10 protein-coding genes are annotated in these 16,572 nt (G+C 69.2%); 5 read left to right on the plus strand and 5 right to left on the minus strand.

The features are described 5' to 3' along the window. Positions 1–1,217 precede the first annotated feature (1,217 nt). The 3 genes from OX958_RS23055 to OX958_RS23065 form a co-directional block, all read right to left on the minus strand. Positions 1,218–2,756 carry an HNH endonuclease signature motif containing protein gene (locus OX958_RS23055; protein ID WP_270131284.1) on the minus strand — a complete coding sequence of 513 codons (1,539 nt, stop codon included), beginning with the start codon at positions 2,754–2,756 and terminating at the stop codon, positions 1,218–1,220. Positions 2,757–2,873: 117 nt separating this feature from the next. Next, entirely contained in the window at positions 2,874–4,007 is a 1,134-nt protein-coding gene (locus OX958_RS23060; protein WP_270131286.1) for a Nif3-like dinuclear metal center hexameric protein, read from the minus strand. 245 nt (positions 4,008–4,252) lie between these two features. Beyond that, a complete protein-coding gene (locus tag OX958_RS23065) occupies positions 4,253–5,914 on the minus strand; it encodes a glycoside hydrolase family 13 protein (RefSeq protein WP_270139130.1) in 1,662 nt (553 codons plus the stop codon). A gap of 164 nt (positions 5,915–6,078) precedes the next feature. Here OX958_RS23065 and OX958_RS23070 point away from each other — a divergent pair, with 164 nt between their 5' ends. Continuing rightward, positions 6,079–7,284 carry an ROK family protein gene (locus OX958_RS23070; RefSeq protein ID WP_270131288.1) on the plus strand — a complete coding sequence of 402 codons (1,206 nt, stop codon included), beginning with the start codon at positions 6,079–6,081 and terminating at the stop codon, positions 7,282–7,284. 28 nt (positions 7,285–7,312) lie between these two features. Here OX958_RS23070 and OX958_RS23075 read toward each other — a convergent pair whose 3' ends face one another. Both OX958_RS23075 and nagZ read right to left on the minus strand, forming a co-directional pair. Continuing rightward, positions 7,313–7,879 (minus strand): GNAT family N-acetyltransferase, encoded by a 567-nt coding sequence (locus tag OX958_RS23075; RefSeq protein ID WP_270131290.1) that lies wholly within the window; start codon positions 7,877–7,879, stop codon positions 7,313–7,315. A 51-nt stretch (positions 7,880–7,930) separates the two neighbouring features. Next, the gene (gene nagZ / locus OX958_RS23080; protein WP_270131291.1) at positions 7,931–9,388 is read right to left on the minus strand and encodes a beta-N-acetylhexosaminidase; all 1,458 of its coding nucleotides are present in this window, start codon (positions 9,386–9,388) and stop codon (positions 7,931–7,933) included. A 246-nt stretch (positions 9,389–9,634) separates the two neighbouring features. Here nagZ and OX958_RS23085 point away from each other — a divergent pair, with 246 nt between their 5' ends. From OX958_RS23085 to OX958_RS23100, 4 genes are all read left to right on the plus strand, one after another. After that, positions 9,635–13,903 (plus strand): NEW3 domain-containing protein, encoded by a 4,269-nt coding sequence (locus OX958_RS23085; RefSeq protein ID WP_270131292.1) that lies wholly within the window; start codon positions 9,635–9,637, stop codon positions 13,901–13,903. After that, a complete protein-coding gene (locus OX958_RS23090) occupies positions 13,900–14,631 on the plus strand; it encodes a DUF7158 domain-containing protein (protein ID WP_270131294.1) in 732 nt (243 codons plus the stop codon). The genes OX958_RS23085 and OX958_RS23090 overlap by 4 nt, the downstream gene beginning before the upstream one ends. Before the next feature lie 10 nt (positions 14,632–14,641). Next, positions 14,642–15,601 (plus strand): ROK family protein, encoded by a 960-nt coding sequence (locus OX958_RS23095; protein ID WP_270131296.1) that lies wholly within the window; start codon positions 14,642–14,644, stop codon positions 15,599–15,601. 347 nt (positions 15,602–15,948) lie between these two features. After that, positions 15,949–16,503, plus strand: a complete 555-nt coding sequence (locus OX958_RS23100) for a hypothetical protein (RefSeq protein ID WP_270131297.1) — start codon at positions 15,949–15,951, stop codon at positions 16,501–16,503. Positions 16,504–16,572: the final 69 nt, after the last annotated feature.

Below are 16,572 nucleotides of genomic sequence, written 5' to 3' on the forward strand. Positions count from 1 at the left end.
CCGTCGCCGAGCACCCGCGGCAGGTGGTCGACCGCGGTCTGTCGCAGGCAGCCGCGCAGTCCGCGCACCTCCGACTCCGCGCACCTCCGCACTCCGCTCACCCCGCACTCCGCACTCCGCCGAGTCAGCGCGGTCGGCGCGGTCGGCGCGGTCGGCGCGGTCGGCGCGGTCGACGCGGTCGGCGCTGCAGACAAACACGGCGCGATGCGTCCCGTCAGTCAGCTGCAGTACAGCACTGAACGCAACTGCAGCAGAGGTGAGCGAGACCCGCGAAACGCTAGCTCGGGTGAGCGAACATGCAAGGCTGCGCTCTGCCTGCCCTGCATCCCATCGAGGTCGAACTGAAAGGACGCGGTGCGAGCGGCCGCGCGACGCCACCGGACCACTCCGTCGGCGATGCTGCTAGCCATCAACACGCATCGAGAACGCTGGCCAGGCAGTCGCCAGCCCGGTACGGCCGGACCTTGCAGCCGAGTCGGTCACCTTCGACAAGTCCACCCCACCGAGGGATGCGGCTCGGCATACCAGCAGCGCCATCCCTCGCACACAGGTCCGCGGCGTTTCACTCAACGAGTGGTGGAAAACGCGCCGACCTGACAACACCCGGTCGGCGACGCACTGACCTCCCAACACCGGAAGGCGACGCGCTCACCTGACACCACCGGTCGAGGACGCACTGACCTCCCAGCACCGGTCCTGACACCACCGGTCGAGAACGCACCGACCTCCCAGCACCGGTAGACGACGCGCTCACCTGACACCACCGGTCGAGAACGCACTGACCTCTCAACACCGGTCGGCGACGCGCTGACCTGACGCCAGCGGTCGGGGACGCGCTGACCTCTCAGCACCGCCGCGATGCCACGGCCCGTTGCATGGCCGAGCAGCCGGCATGCCCCACCCACGATCGTGCTCAGATCGACCAAGGTGGCGATGCTCGCCAGCCGGATCCCGGTGATCGCGGCGCTGGTGCCGGTCTCCCCTCACCCAGCCAGCGGCCGAGGTCGTCCAGCACCTCGACCGCGCACGGGTCGCCAGCTTGGCGAACGGTGGGCGACGTACTTACCTGTCGCCGCGTCGGCAGGCTGTGTCGCGAGGAGGCTTGGCACGGCTCGGTGGACGCACCGATAGCACCCGACCGCGGCGGTGGGGCGCTGTCGGCGCGGGTCCACACGGGCAGGCGGAGGCGCGGCCCGGCCCGGTGGCGGCGAGTCCGGCTACGGCCCGGTGGAGGGGGTGCCGGTTTCGCCCCAGGGGTTGAGGTGCGCTACCGCTGCTGGTGTGAGCCAGGACAGGCTTGCGGCGGATGCGGCGGATGCGGCGGGTGCGGCGGATGCGGCGGATGCGGCGGATGCAGTAGGCGCGGCAGGCCCGGCGGATGCAGTAGGCGCAGCGGGTGCGGCAGGTGCGGCGGGTACGGCGTGGCGCCGGGAGGTCTGATCGGTCGGGTCGGCGTCGTTGTTCAGGAGGGTCTGCTGGATAAGGGCTGTGGGGTCGGCCTGCAGGGGGCTTGTCCAGGTGGGGCGGGCGACGTAGACCACGTCGTCGGTGATGGTGATGGTCCAGTGGCCGTCGTGGACCGCGGTGTGGTGGGCGCCGCAGACCAGCACCAAGTTGGTGATCGAGGTGGAACCTCCGTTGGCCCAATGGATCAGGTGGTGGGCGTGGCAGTTCGAGGGTGGGGCGTGGCAGATGACGCAGCCTTTGTCGCGCTTGTTCAACGCGCGGCGGATGGCGCCGGTGACGAAGCGCTGTTCGGTGCCGACGTCGAGGGGCTGGGACTTCGAGCCGAGGACGATCGGCAACACGGTGGCCTCGCAAGCCAGACGGCGGACCGCGGAGGCGGAGAGGTTGTTACCGAAGACCAGCTCACCCGCGGCTCCGGCGGTCCCGGCAGCTCCGGTGGTCCAGGCAGCTCCGGCAGCTCCGGGGGCACCGGCGGCACCGGCGGCACCGGCGGCAGCGTTCTGCAGGTCGCCGAAGTCGATGGTCACCGTCAAGTGCGGAACACCAGGCACGCCAGGCGTCGCGGTGGCACCGGCGGCGATCTCGAGGATCGTTGTCAGCGCGTCCGCCTGGCGCTTGTCTCGCGAGCGCGGATCGCGTTCGCCGTCGATCGTCTTGTGGGGCTTGGCGAGACGGTGAATCTGGGTCTTCAGTAGCTCGGCGTTTTCAGCAGCGAGGTAGCCGTTGAACTTCACGCCGCCATCCACCGGACGCAGCGTCAGGCTTTCCTTCCGATAGAGGTCATCAGCAGGCTCGGGGCCATCGGTGTCCAAACGGTCGAGGACCTGGCGGCCGAAGTCGCGCAGGGCACTCGGGGACAGGTGCTTGGCTGCTTCGATCAGCTGCTCTTCGGCGACCCGAAGGACATCGGCGTGCACCGTCGGCGGAGCTTTCTCCAGTGTCTCGACGATGGCTGTGGCGAGCGCGGGGTGCAGGACTGCCGGAGTCTCCGGGTCGACCGGTGCCTGCGGATCGGGCAGGGCTGCGGTGACGGCTTCGTACTTCGGCAGGTTGGTTGCCAGCCTGAGGTCGCGGCGGATGTCGCCCGGGTCGCGGCGGTGGCGCAGGGACAGGAACTCGACGGTGTCTTTGGCGCCGAGACTCTTGGCCAGACCTCTGCTTTCGAGGTCCGCGATCAGCTGGAGGCGCAAGGTCTCCAGCAGAGTGCGGGCAGCCTCGACCTCATCCAGAGTGAGCAGCAGTTCGCTGTCGCTCTGCAGGTAGGCCGGTCGTAGCCGCAAGGTCTCCATACCGAACAGCCTAGACCGGGCCACCGACAGTTTTTGCAGCCGAAAGCCTTGCAGATAAGGCGAATCTCGATTGGCCGAAATCAGCCAAGTTGTCCACAAGCAGGAAAAACCTGTGGACTAAAGACGAAGCGTCCAGGCATCCGTGCAGACGGTGGAGACCTCGGTCTCGACAGTGAATCCGCCAGCGGTCAGCGCAGACGTCAGCAGGCGCTCAGCGTCCTTCAGCCAAGGCCATTCGCTGGCCCAGTGCGCGACGTCCACCAACGCCGGTCCCTCGTCGTACGCGCGCGCCTCGGTAGCAGGGTGGTGCCTGAGATCCGCCGTCACGTAGGCATCGACGCCGGCCCGGCGTACCCGCTCGAACTCGGAATCCCCCGCACCGCCGACCACGGCCACGGTGGCGATCATCCGCTCCGGATCCCCCGACACCCGTACGCCGTGCTCCGTCCGCGGCAGCCGCTCAGCCACCAGCGCGGCGAAGTCGGCCAGCTTGAGCGGCTCCCGCAGTACGCCGATCCGCCCGCCGCCCCGGTTGCTCGGCAGCGCCGCCATCTCGAAGATGTCGAAGGCCGGTTCCTCGTACGAGTGTGTCTGCTTGAGCGCCTCCACAACTGCCCTGCGGCGACTCCGAGGCAGCACCATCTCGACCCGGTCCTCGACCACCCGCTCGATCTCCCCGACCTGGCCGATGGCCGGATTGGCACCGTCGAGCGGCCGGAAGGTCCCCTCACCCGTCGAGCTCCAAGCGGCCCGGTCGTAATCGCCGATCTGCCCCGCCCCGGCCGCCGCGAGCGCGTCGATCATCGCCTGCGTCTCCCCCACCGGCACGTAGACCACGATCTTGTCCATCGCGTCCGCCGGCATCGCCTTCAACGGCGTCGTGTCCTGCAGCTCGAGTGCCGCCGCCAACGCGTCGCTGACCCCCGGATTGGCGTTGTCCGCATTGGTGTGACAAACGTGCAGCGCGGTCCCGCTCCGGATCAGGTCATGGATCACCCGCCCCTTGGGCGTGGTCGCCGCCACGCTGCTCACCCCTTTGAGCGACAACGGATGATGCGTCACCAGCAGGTCGAACTCGCCCGCGATCGCCTCGTCCACCACCACCCGCATCGGATCGACGGCGAACAGCACCCGGCGTACCGGCTGTGCCGGATCGCCGGTCACCAGCCCGACCGCGTCCCAGCTCTCCGCCCAGGTCGGGTCGTACAGCCGATCGAGTACTCCGAGCACATCCGCCAGCGTCGCATCCACACCCCACATCCTGCCGCACGCCGCCGGCCGGCTCCGCGAAGCGCACACTGAGGGAAAGTTTTCTCGCTGCCTGGAGACCCTTGAAGATCGAACACGTCGCCAAAAGCAGCCGTCGACGCAGGCGCAACAGTCCGCACCGCATGGATCACAACACCGGAGGACTGTCTGCGGTCCTTGGCCGTGCACACCGAGCAAGAACCCCTCCGCGCAGTGGCAGCTGCCGCGGAGGGGTTCTCAGCTCTGGATCAGATCAGCCAGGCGGTGGTGTCTGCCGGAAGTTTGGCGCCTTCCAGCGGTGCGCTCGAGAGGACGACCGCGCCGTCGGGGAGTTCGATCGGGGCGGCGCCGAAGTTGGTGACCGATTGCCAGCCGCCGGGGCGGGTGAAGTGGAGGGCCCACTCGACGTCGTCGATCCATTCCAGGCCGGCGCCGGTCTGCAGGCCTCGGCGTACGGCCAAAGCCTTGCGGTACAGGGAAAGGGTCGACGCCGCATCGGATTCCTGAGCCTCGACAGAGTACGAGCCGAACCAGGTCGGCTGGAGCAGGTGCGAGCCGCCGGAGCCGAAGCCGAAGGAGAGGCCGCCGACGGTCCAGGGCAGTGGGACGCGGCAACCGTCGCGGCCCTTCTCGGCTCCCTTGGAGCGGAAGTACGCCGGGTCCTGGAGGTTGGCCGCGGGGAGTTCGCCAACCTCCTGCAGGCCGAGCTCTTCCCCTTGGTACAGGTACGCCGAGCCAGGCAGCGCCAGCATCAGCAGTACTGCGGCCCGCGCGCGCCGCAGCCCCAGCTCGACGTCCACCGTCGGCTCGGTGCCGTTGCTGAGCAGCCACGCCTTACCGTCCTGCCAGGCCCCCTCAGGATCCCGGGGCAGCCCGTACCGCGTCGCGTGGCGGACCACGTCGTGGTTGGAGAAGACCCAGGTCGACGACGAACCGTTCTCGTCGGCCAGCGCCAGATTCTCCTCGATCACCTGGCGGAACCTGCCGAAGTCCCAGTCGGCCTGCAGCAGGTCGAAGTTGAACGCCTGCCCGAGCCCGTCGGCACTCGCGTACCGCGCCCGCCGGGCGGCCGGTACGAACGCCTCCGCGACCGCCGAGCGCGGCGGGTCGTACTCGTTCAGCACCTTGCGCCACTCGGTGTAGATCTCGTGCACGCCCTCGCGGTCCCACAGCGGGTGCTCGCCGTTGGACTCCGACTGGCGCGGCAGCGTGGTCTTCGACGGCAGCGGCTCGGTCAGGTCCTTGATCAGCGCGTGCGCCACGTCCACCCGGAAGCCGTCGACCCCGCGGTCCGACCAGAACCGCAGCGTGGTCAGGAAGTCGTCGCGGACCTCGGCGTTGTCCCAGTTGAGGTCGGGCTGCTCGGCGGCGAAGAGGTGCAGATACCACTGGCCGTCCGGAGTCTGCGCCCAGGCCGATCCACCGAAGACCGAGTCCCAGTCCGACGGCGGCTCGCTGCCGTCCGGGCCGGCGCCGTCGCGGAAGATGTACCGGTCGCGGGCCGCGGAACCCACCGGCGAGGCGAGCGCCTGCTGGAACCACTCGTGCAGGTTCGAGGTGTGGTTCGGGACGATGTCGACGATCAGCTTGATGCCGGCGCCGTGCAGCGCGGCGACCAGTTCGTCGAAGTCGCTCAGCGTGCCCAGCCGCGGGTCGACGTTGCGGTAGTCGTCGACGTCGTACCCGCCGTCGGCGAGCGCGGAGGGGTAGAACGGGCTCAGCCAGACCGCGTCGATGCCGAGCGAGGTCAGGTACGAGACGCGGCTGATGATGCCCTGCAGGTCACCGATGCCGTCGCCGTTGGAGTCGGCGAAGCTGCGCGGATAGATCTGGTAGACGACCGCCTGACGCCACCAGTCGGGGTCGCTCGAGTCGACTGCGCGGGTCACCTGGGTCTCGGTGCTGGTCAAGAGAAGCCTCACTCGGTTCGGAGGGTGGTCCGGGGTACTGCTGGAGATGGGAGGGCAGATGTTTCCAGCTGGTTCCGGCGGGGTTGCCACCAGATTTATATAGACTCTAAATTTAGATTCTGCAGTATTGTGCGCGGGGTCCTGCGAGGAGGTCAAGAGGGAACATGGCGACAACCCCGGCGGCCACACCGCCGCTGCTGCGGAGAGTCAACGCAGGCAAGTTACTCGGCGTACTCTCCACGGCCGGCGTGATGACCGGTACCGGCCTTATCGAGGCGACCGGCTTGACTCGCGCGACCGTGCACGCGGTCTGCAACGACCTGATCGCGATGGGCTGGGTGCTGGAGCTCGATCCGGGTCACGACGCCCCCGGTACGCCGGTGGGGCGGCCTTCACGGCGGTTCGAGTTCAACAGCCAGGCCGGTTACGTGCTCGGGATCGACGTCGGCGCGGCGAAGACGACCGTCCTGCTGTCGGATCTGCGGGGCCGGACGATCGCCAAGACCGGCCGGTCGTTCCTGTCGGTGAAGACTCCCGCGGAGCAGACGCAGGTTGTCAACGAAGCTGTGCTGGAGGTTCTCGGCGAGGCTGCAGTGACCGATTCCGAAGTACTGGCGGCGGGTGTCGGGGTCGCGGCACCGGTCGATCGGGAAGGGAACATCCTGGTCGACGACGAGTTCTGGCGGCGCTTCGACGCCGGGCTGACGACCCGGTTGACCGAATTGCACGGATGGCCGGTCCTGTTGGAGAACGACGCGAATCTTGCGGCGCTGGGTGAGCACTGGCGGGGTGAGGCTCGTGACGTCGACGATCTGGTGGTGCTGCTGGCCGGTGAGCGGTTCGGGTCGGGGTTGATGGATTCCGGGCGGTTGCTGCACGGGAGTCGTGGTGGGGCCGGCGAGATGGTCTATCTCAAGCTGGTCGAAGGGGTCGGGGACACCGCGGGGATCGCGCGGACGGCTCGGGAGCAGGGCGCGAAGGCGGTGGCCGATCCGTCGGTGAAGACGAGTCTGCGCGAGCTGGCGGGCGACGAGCCGGTGACGGCCGAGCAGGTCTTCGCTGCCGCGGACGAAGGCGACGAGGTTGCCTTGGGCATCCTTCAGCACATCGCCGGCCGGACGGCGCGGGTGATCGCCACGCTCGGGATCCTGTTCAACCCGGAACTGGTGGTGATCGGTGGTGCGGTCGCGACGGCGGCGAAGGCGTTGCTACCGGAGATCGGGGCACAGTTGGGCGGATTCACCAGTACGCCGCCGCGGATCGCGGTGTCGTCGTTGGGTGACACGATCGTTTCGGTGGGGGCGGTGCGGCATGCGCTCAACTATGTGGAGCAGCATGCGCTCGACCTCCAGCTGAGTTCTCGGGGGTAGTTGTTGGGATCCAGCCGAGGCGGGGAGGTCAGGTGAGGGTCCAGCGGGGTGGGGTGGTGGTGGGGGTCCATTCCGGGCGGATGAGGCTGTGGAGTTTGGAGTCCCGCCAGCCGGTGCGGATCAGGACGGTGCGGCGGAGGATGCCCTCGTGCGTCATGCCGATGCGTTTGAGGACGGCGGCGGAGGCGGAGTTGCGGGGGTCGCAGGTGGCCTCGATGCGTTCCAGTTGCAGGTGGCCGAAGCCGAATTCGAGCAGGATGCGGGCGATCTCGCTGGCCACGCCCTGGCCCCAGAAGTCGGGGTGGACCGCGTAGCTGATCTCGCCGCGTTTCCAGGTGGCGTGGCGGATGTTCAGTTCGCCGGTGCCCAGGACGCCGGTCAGCGGATGGGTGGCGACCCAGGCGTACCGCGTCCGGGGGTCGGCCGAGGCGGAGGCGATCGCGGTGGTCACGAAGGCCCGCGTCTCCGCCTCGGTGTTCGGTCCCCAGGGCTGGTACCGGCAGGACTCCGCCAGCGAGGCCCACTCGTGGATACGGGTCCAGTCGCCTGGCTGGAGCGGCCGGAGCGTGATCTTCGACAAGTCGAGAGCGTTCACGCCAGCCAGGCTAAACCTGGAAACGATGCCCGATGGGGACCTCGCCCCGATCTACGGAACCCGGGTCAGCAGCTGAGCCGCTGCCTCGAGCACGACCAGATTGCGACCGTAGGTGACGGCTGCCGGCACCGCCGCCGGCACCAGCGCCCTGTCCTCCGGGATGCCCGTGCACAGCACGAAGACATCACCCTCGTGGCTCTCCAGCAGCATCTGCAGCGCTTCCCGCATCCACGGAGTACGGACCGCGTCCTGTACGGCGACCACCAGCGGCCGGCCGATCGCCGCGTTCTGGGCCTCCGCGAGAGCGGCCGAGTCCTCCCCGCGCAGGACGACGCCCGCCGAGCCCGGCGCGATCTTCGCGAACACCTCCGGAAGCCCACTGAAGTAGGGATTCCAGGCAGGGTGGAGGCCCTGGGTCAGGTCCACCACGTACGGCGCGCTGCCGAGGCCCGGGAAGTCCTGCTGAGTGACCGTCCGAGCCGCGACCTCGCGGGTCGGCGCTCCATCCAGACCAGGCTGGTGGGGACGCGCCGCGAGGGTGGCGGCGAGAGCGCGAACCCGGCCGGCCGCCTCCGCGAGCCGGGCCGCGTCGAGCGTGCCCTCGCCGACTGCCTGCACCAGCCGGTCGGTCAGCGCCCGGGGATCCGCCTCGCCGATCGCGATCATCGCCAGGTCGGCGCCGGCCCGGATCGAGGCGACGGTGGCGTCCTCGATCGACTGGCTCTTGGTGATCGCCTGCATCTCGAGCGCGTCGGTGGTGATCACGCCGGTGAAGCCGAGCTCCTCGCGCAGCAACCCGTGCAGGATCCGCCGCGACAGGGTGGCCGGCTGGTCGTCGTAGGCCGAGAAGATGATGTGCGCGCTCATGATCACGTCGGCGCCGGCCGCGATGGTCGCCTTGAACGGCGCCAGCTCGACCGCGTTCACCTGCTCGATCGAGCGGTCCACCCGGGGCAGCGCGAGGTGCGAGTCGACGGTGACATCGCCGTGTCCGGGGAAGTGCTTCGGGCAGGCCGCGATCCCGGCCTCCTGGACCCCCTGCACGAACGCGACGCCGTGCCGGGCGACCACCTCGGCCGTCGTACCGAAGGAGCGGGTCGAGATGATCGGGTTGGCCGGGTTGCTGTTCACGTCGACCGACGGGGCGAGCATCAGGTCGATGCCGAGCGCGGCCAGAGTGGCTGCGGCGTCGCGGGCCGCCGCGCGGGTGAGGTCGACGTCGTCGAGCTCACCGAGTGAGCGCGGGGACGAGAGCGGCCACGGGTTGGCCGGCGACAGGTGGCTGAACTCGCCGCCCTCGTGGTCGATCGCGATCACCAGATCGGCGCGCTCGGCCCGCAGTGACGCGGTCAGTGCCGCGACCTGCTCCGCGCTCTCCACGTTGCGGGTGAACAGGATGACGGCACCGAGTCCGGCGGAGACGGCGCGGAGCAGTTCTTCGGGGGCGGTGGTTCCGTTGAAGCCGACGATCAGCGCGCCGGCGGCGTCACGGTCCAGTTGGTCACTCATGCGCCTACCCTCTCGCGCCCCGAACCGGGCCGCCACCCGAACCGGTCACCGACAGCGAAGGATTGCCCTACTTCTGACCTGCTGAAGCGCTCCGGAGACTATCGTTGTCAGACTTTGTCAAGGCATGATTCAAGCGCTGGCCTGCGGGTTCATCCATGATTAGCACCGGCAACCCCTCGCCGGATCGGCCGGTTACGGATAACGTTGTCTCCCGACCTGACCGCCGCTGCGACGGAGTACTCCCCCGTGACTGTGCAGATCACCCGTGTCTCCTCTCCGGAGCTGTTCCTCGGCAGCGACGACGACCCGCGCCAACTGGTGCGGGTCGAGCTCGGTCGCGCGATCGCGGACGGCGTCCTGTCGGTGCGGGTCGCCGGCGAGGGGCTCACCGGTACTGCGGAGTTGCCGGCCGGCGACGGCTCGGCCCTCGTGGAGGTGCCGCTGGACGTGTCAGCCGCCCTGCGAGCGCAGTACGGGCTGGCGGTGGATGCGACGGTGCAGGTGCTTGCCGGAGACCAGGAGGTCGTTGCCGCCGACAGCGGTACGGTAGTGATCGCCGAACCGGGCTGGACGATGGTCATGGTCTCCCACTTCCACTACGACCCGGTCTGGTGGAACACCCAAGCGGCGTACACCACCAGTTGGGACCTGCAAGGGCCGGACGGGACCACCCGGCCCGTCTACACGCACAACGCGTTCAGCTTGGTCGACGCGCACCTGAAGCTCGCGCTCCGCGATCCGCTCTACTGCTTCGTGCTGGCGGAGCTGGACTACCTCAAGCCGTACTTCGACACGTTCCCCGAGAACAGGGCCGTACTGCGCCGGCTGATCGCCGAGGGGCGCGTCGAGATCATCGGCGGCACCTACAACGAGCCGAACACCAACCTGACCGGCGCCGAGACGACCATTCGCAACATCGTGTACGGCGTGGGCTACCAGCGCGACATCCTCGGTGGTGACCCGCAGAACGCCTGGCAGCTGGACGTGTTCGGGCACGACCCGCAGTTCCCGGGGTACCTGGCGAAGGCCGGGCTGACCGGGTCGGCCTGGGCGCGGGGGCCGTTCCACCAGTGGGGTCCGCTGCGTGGGGCGTGGAGCGAGCCGCGGGTCGGCACTGCCGCGGTGATGCAGTTCAAGAGCGAGTTCGAGTGGATCAGCCCGAGTGGGGACGGCGTACTGACGCACTACATGCCGGACCACTACGGGTCCGGCTGGGAGCTGCAGAACGCGCCGAGCGTGGAGGCCGCCGGGGAGCAGGCGTACGAGCTGTTCGCGAGACTCAAGACCGTTGCCGCGACCAAGAACACGCTGCTGCCCGTGGGTGACGACTACACGCCGCCGAGCGCGTGGATCACCGCGGTGCATCGCGACTGGGCGGAACGGTACGCGTGGCCGAAGTTCGTCTGCGGCACCACCAAGGACTTCATGGACCGGGTGCGGGACGAACTGGCCGCCGAGGGTCGCAAGGCGTCGCCGCAGTCGCGGGACATGAACCCGATCTACACCGGCAAGGACGTCTCCTACATCGACACCAAGCAGGCGCAGCGCGCTGCCGAGGTGGCGGCGGTGGATGCGGAGAAGCTCGGAACGTATGCCGAACTGCTCGGGCTCGGGCGGTTCGCGGAAGCCTCGCTGGACAAGGCGTGGCGCCAGCTGGCGTACGGCGCGCACCACGACGCCATCACCGGGTCGGAGTCGGATCAGGTCTACATCGATCTGGTCACCGGCTGGCGGGAGGCGCACGATCTTTCGGATGCCGCGCGGACGGCCTCATTGCAGGCGTTCGCCGCGCGGATCGACACCAGTGTTTTCGGAGCGACCGCTGTCGTCGTCACGAACACGTTGTCGTTCACGCGCACCGATCTGGCGACGGTCGAGCTGCCTGACGGCGGTCCGTTCACACTGGTGGGCGCGGACGGTACGCCGGTGCCTTCAGTTGTCGAGGGCAACAAGCTGAGCTTCCTGGCAATCGCGGTGCCGTCACTGGGCTGGTCGACGTACGGGCTGGTGACCGGTACGCCGGCGTCAGGGTGGGGGCCGGCTGATTCGGCCGACTCGGTGGAGAACGAGTTCTTCGCCGTCACGGTGGACGAGACCCGCGGTGGCGCGGTCAGCTCGATCACCGACAAGCGGAGCGGGCGCGAAGTACTGAAGGGACTCGGCAACGAACTCCGGGTCTACGAGGAGTATCCCGACCACCCGCGGTTCGGGGAGGGTCCGTGGCATCTGACACCGTCGGGCCCGGTCGTCGGCTCATCGGAGGCTCCGGCGAAGGTCTTCACGCAGTCGAGTCCGCTCGGCAGCCGAGTGGTGAGCCGTGGCGAGGTCGACGGGATCGCCTACGAATCCGTGATCACCGCGTACGCCGGGCTGGACCGGATCGAGTTCACCACCCGGATTCTCGACCACGCGCAGTCGGATCGCCTGGTTCGGGTGAAGTTTCCCGCCGACATCCCGGGCGCGCTGCCGCTGAGCGAGGTCGCGGGTGCTGTCGTCGGCCGCGGCTTCGGCCTCATCGACGTCGACACCGAGCGGGCGCCCTGGACGCTCGACAACCCCGCCAACACCTGGTTCGGCCTCGGCACCACCGCGCGGATCTCGCTGGTCGACACCGCCGGTACGCCGGTCGGCACCCGCCCGGTCGCGGTCGCCGAGATCGTCGTCCCCGACGACACTGAACCCGCTTCGGTCCGAGACCTGGTCGTCGCCCTGGCCCGGGTCGGCGTCACCGCCACCACCTCGCTGGCCGGCGGCACTCGCTACGGCTGGCTGAAGGTCGACTCCAACCTTCCTGACCTGCGAATCCTGGTCGGCTCTGCCGCGTCCCTGCTGGAGGATGCTGAGGGCACTGGTCTCAACTCCGCCTACTTCGTCCCTGCGCTGACGGCGCTGGCCGAGGTGTGGCAGCCCAACGCCGACGTACGGGATGTTCGCTCGATCTCCGCGTTGGTGTTGCCGAGCGACGAGGCCGTTGCGGCGGCTGTCGCGGAACTCGGGGAAGCTCGGATCACTGCTGTCGTGCACGGCGACGGGGTGATCGAAGAGTTCCGGGACGAGACTGTCGCGTTGCTGACCTACGGACTTCCCGGCTTTGCGGTGGATGCGACGGGCGCCTTGCATGCGTCACTGCTCCGGTCGTGCAGTGGCTGGCCGGCGGGGATCTGGATCGATCCGCCGCGACGGTCGGCGCCGGACGGGTCCTCGTTCCAGCTACAGCACTGGACGCATGAGTTCCGGTACGCGCTGACCGCGGGTGATGGTGACTGGCGAGCCCTGCAGCTGCCGTCGCGAGGTCAGGAATTCTCGTCACCGTTGCTGATAGCAACCACTACCGCACACGACGGAACGCTGCCGGCTAGACATTCGCTGTTCCAGGTCACTCCGGAGCGTGACGTTCTCCTCTCCACCCTCAAGCCCGCCGGTAACCCGATCGCGCACGGCTCCGGCGTCGCCGCTGACTCCCACGACGGTGTCACCCTGCGGTTGATCGAGGCAACAGGTCTCGGTCGGACCGCGACCGTCACTTCCGCGGTACCCATCACGGACGCGTGCCACGCCGATCTGCTGGAGAAACGCGGCGCTCCGATTGAAGTTGCCGACGGCAAGCTGACGGTGGAGCTCGAAGGTTCCGCGGTCGACACCTTCGTGCTCGACCTCGATGCGACCCGCGGCTCGACACAGGTGCTCGGGCAAGCCGGTGAGCTGACGCAACCGTCGTACTCGCGCTACTGGCTGCACAACCGCGGCCCGGCGCAGATGGGCTTCCTCCCGATCAGCCTGTCCGCCTCCCCCACTGTGGTGCGCACCGGCGGCAAGCCGGTCGAGATCTCCACCGTGATCGCCAGCCAGTACGCCGACGCGGTGGCCGAGGGTGTGCTGACGCTCGACCTGCCCGATGGTTGGACGGCCGACTACTCAGAGTTTCCGGTGACGCTGGAGCCGAGCGGCTACGTCCGTCACCTGATCAACGTGACTCCGGCTGAGAACTGTGAACCCGGCCAGTACTTCGTCGCCGCGCGAGTACTCACCCACACCGGCGAACTGGCCGGCGGTGGCGGTGTGCAGGCGGTCGAGGACGTGGTGACCGTGTTCGTCGGCGAAAGCCCAGAGCTGACCGCAGCTCTCGGCTTCGGTCTCGGTCCAGCGGATCGGCCACGGGACGAGGAAGGAACGGCGGATGGCGTGCCCGGTCGCGCCACTGGGCTGACGGTGACGTCGTCGACGCTGGATCTTCAGCTGGCTCCGGGCACGCGGGAGACGCTGGAGCTGACCTTCACCAACGACACGTCTTCGGAGATTCGCGCGGAGCTGCAGTTGGCGTCGCCGTACGGGACCTGGTCGTGGCTGCCCGAGCCGGTGCGGGCGGTCGTCGTACCGGCCAAGTCGTCGGTGGTCGTGCCGGTGCCGGTGCACACACCCGCGGATGCGGCGCCGGCTCACGCGTGGGTGCTGCCGAAGGTGATGTGGTTCGGCCGGGCGCAGTACGGCGCGACTGTTCGGCTGGAGATTCGGTGAAGGGGACGGTGCTCGACGCGCATGGGCACGGGCACGGGCACTCTGGTGCGCCGGTGGCGCCTGCCGGGGTGCTGGCCTATCTCAGCGGCCGGCCGCTCCGCCGTCAGCTCCTGGACGATCGCCTCGCCAGCCTCCGAGCTGGCGACGCTGCTGCTGTGCTGCCCAAGCCGGACACCCGCGAAGCGCGCCAGCTGACCCGCTGGGTCGCCCAGGTGGTGATCACCGAGCAGCTCTGCCTGGAAGAACTCCACCGCCGAGGCGAAGCGGAGAGTCAGCCGGGGAAAGCCGCTGCGGTGCGGCTCGAGGCGGAAGCGGCAGCTCGGCCGGTAGGCGACGCTGCGGCAGCGTCCGAAGGCGAGGCGGCGGCTCTACCTGGCGGCAGCGTTGGCGAGCGGGCGCTGGATGTGTCGTCGGCGATCGCCGTCGGGTCGATCAACGCGGCGGCGCTGGCGGGGTCCGCGGCTGTTCGGCGGGTGGCCGAACTGGTCAGCCGCGGGGTGGAGATCTCGGCCGAGCAGCTTGCCTACGCGGCCGACGTGCTCGGGGAAGAGGCGCCGGGCGATCCCGGCGTACCGGTGGCGCGGTGGCACGCGGAGCTGCTGGACAGCGCGCGGCTCGAGGCTTTCACCCGGTGGCTGAACGCCGCCCGGCACGAGCGGGTCCAGCTGGTCCACGGGCTCGAGCATCCGGGCGACAGCGACCAACCTGACAATCTGCACCGGCACTGACGGGGGGACCATGAGTTACGAGGCAGCGCAGGTACTCGGCATCGACATCGGCGGCACCAAGATGGCCGCCGCGATCGTCTCCGCCGACGGCGACATCGTCGTCGGGGACCGGATCGCCACCCCGCCCGGCGATGCCGACCAGGTGTTCGCCGCACTCGGCGAGCTGATCGGCCGGGTGACCGCTGGCGTCGTACCGGCCGCGGTCGGGATCGGTTCGGCCGGACCGCTCGACCAGCAGCACGGCCTGGTGTCGCCGGTGAACATCACCGGCTGGCGGAACTTCCCGCTGGTCGACCGGGTCCGCGCGCTGGTCGGCGACGTACCGGTCACGCTGGGGGTGGACGGGCACTGCTTCGCGCTCGGCGAGTACTGGACCGGCGCTGGGCGTGACGTCGGCAGCCTGCTCGGCATCGTCGTCTCCACCGGGGTCGGCGCCGGCATCGTGGTCGACGGCAGGCCGCTGCTCGGCCAGTCCGGCAACGCGGCGCACCTCGGGCACGTCGTCGTCGACCTCGATGGTGAGCCGTGTGCCTGCGGATCGTACGGTTGCGTCGAGACCTACGCCTCCGGCCCACGGATGGTTGCCCGCGCCAAGCGTCGCGGGTGGCGCAGTACCGAGAACGTGGACGCGGCGGTGCTGTCCGCGGACGCCGCCGCCGGCGACGAGATCGCTCTCGCGGTGTTCGACGACGGCGCGCAGGCCCTCGCGGCAGGCATCGTTGCCACCGCCGTCACCGTCGACCTGACCACAGTCGTGATCGGCGGCGGGGTGGCCAAGGCGGGACCGGTGCTGTTCGACCCGGTCCAGCGCTGGGTGAAGCGGCTCGCGCAGCTGCCGTTCGTCACCGGCCTGACCGTCGAACCTGCCCAGCTCGACAACGCCGGCCTGATCGGCGCCGCCCGGCTCGGCTGGGATCTGTTGCCCACGGCCAGCGCTCTGCCGGCCGGTCCGGGGAGCGCGCTGAGGTAGGACCCCCGGCAGTTGGCGCCACGGTGACCGTCCCGCGACGGTCTGCTACCCCTCGCACACAGTTGATCCGTGCGGTAAGGGGTCTCCCGAGCAATTTTGCGCAGTTTTTACGCAATTGCCGAAATCCTTGTAACGCTGACCCCTGCTCCCGCGATGCAACGGATGGATGGAGTGGGGGCACGTCATCCGAGGGCAATCAGGGGGGCCTGCATGCCAGGGATTGACCGCCAGCGTGTGCGGCGAGGAGGAGACTCCTCGCCGCTCGCGCGGGCAACCAGCGCAGTACCGATGTACGCACGTCCACCAGCGTTGTCCGGGGCAACGCTCGACCGTAGGGACAGGTCCTGATGGACGTTGTCGTTCTTGTCGTCTTCGCACTGTTCTTCACCGCACTGGTGGTCGTCACGACCACCAGTCACGGCGTGCTGCGGGCTTCGGTACGCCGCCCGCGGCTGTTCCAGGCCGCGGTCGTCCTTGCCGCCGCGGGCACCGTGCCGGTCGACCTCTACGCCGTCATCTACGGCACGGTCGGCCCGGGGGGCACCGCGATCAGCGAGGTGGCCGGCCGGCTGCTGCTGCTCAACGTCGCCGCCGCGTGCGGTGTCGCGGCCCTGCACGAGTCCCTCCGGGGACGCGCCATCTCCGCCGCCTCGGTCCCGGACGAAATGCCGGACTCCGAGCAGCCGGTGCGGATGGGCGTGCTGGGCTGGACCGGCCCACTGATCGCGCTGGTCGCGGTCACCGCCGTGGTCGCGCTCGGTTCCCGGGGGAACGGACCGGAGCTCGGCAACGTCGGACCGGTCTGGGCCGTCTATTCGCTGCTCATCTGCGTGATCAGCGCCTACGCGCTGCTCCGCCGGCGGGCAGAAGAGGTAGGTGCGGTCGATCCTCAGGAGGGATGAGGATCGAGCGCGGGTTCTGCACCGCGGACGGTAGGCCGGAGGTTGCGGGAGGGTAGCCGCCGGGCACAC

Source organism: Kribbella sp. CA-293567, assembly GCF_027627575.1.
Lineage (GTDB): Bacteria > Actinomycetota > Actinomycetes > Propionibacteriales > Kribbellaceae > Kribbella.

Coding starts and splice junctions, on each gene's coding strand:
- OX958_RS23055 (WP_270131284.1), bottom strand. CDS start 2,756: ATGGAGACCTTGCGGCTACGACCGGCCTACCTGCAGAGCGACAGCGAA.
- OX958_RS23070 (WP_270131288.1), top strand. CDS start 6,079: ATGGCGACAACCCCGGCGGCCACACCGCCGCTGCTGCGGAGAGTCAAC.
- nagZ (WP_270131291.1), bottom strand. CDS start 9,388: ATGAGTGACCAACTGGACCGTGACGCCGCCGGCGCGCTGATCGTCGGC.
- OX958_RS23095 (WP_270131296.1), top strand. CDS start 14,642: ATGAGTTACGAGGCAGCGCAGGTACTCGGCATCGACATCGGCGGCACC.
- OX958_RS23100 (WP_270131297.1), top strand. CDS start 15,949: ATGGACGTTGTCGTTCTTGTCGTCTTCGCACTGTTCTTCACCGCACTG.